Raw genomic sequence first — 529 nt, 5'->3', positions numbered from 1 at the left:
AGCGGGTGCCCAGCTTCTCCTCGCCCGCATACTGGTATCCGTCGCTGCCCTCGATGGGAGTCAGGGTGATGATCTCGCCGTGGGACTCGTTCAGGGTGATGCCGCCGTTTTCGGCCTGCATCCATTTGCCCGAGTACCAGTTGTCGTCCTCCGTCATCTTCCATGTATCGCCATCGAAGCTGATGGAGGTTTCGCCGCCGTCGATGGCGGAGATGCTGTAATAGGTGTGGCCGCTGAGGGACGGCCCGCCGCATCCGGTCAGGATTCCCGTCAGGCCCGCCACGACGGCGAACACCGTGATCCCACGCTTGATGCCTTGCTTATCTGTCATGATGGTGTCCTTTCCATGAGGGTCAGGCTGCACAGCCTTGCCCACAATTATACGGAACAGCGGACTGGCCGGATGGTCGGGAATCCATTGAAAAGGACATCATAATGTGGTAAAATAGAAAAATAGCAGAATATATTTTGAAGTGCACCGCACAGGAAGGCGATGATTATGAGATATGAGCCGGGGGTGTATGACCCC

1 protein-coding gene is annotated in these 529 nt (G+C 56.5%); it reads right to left on the bottom strand.

All coding sequences use genetic code 11. The features are described 5' to 3' along the window. The coding region (locus B5G37_RS14875; protein WP_143483021.1) for a hypothetical protein at window positions 1-331 on the bottom strand (331 nt) is incomplete at its 3' end. Window positions 332-529 lie beyond the last annotated feature (198 nt).

The sequence above is a fragment of the Pseudoflavonifractor sp. An85 genome (assembly GCF_002161235.1).
In the GTDB taxonomy this organism is placed as follows: domain Bacteria; phylum Bacillota; class Clostridia; order Oscillospirales; family Oscillospiraceae; genus Enterenecus.
The sequence above is the reverse complement of the archived record's forward strand: the minus strand, read 5'-3'. Positions and strand labels throughout refer to the sequence as shown.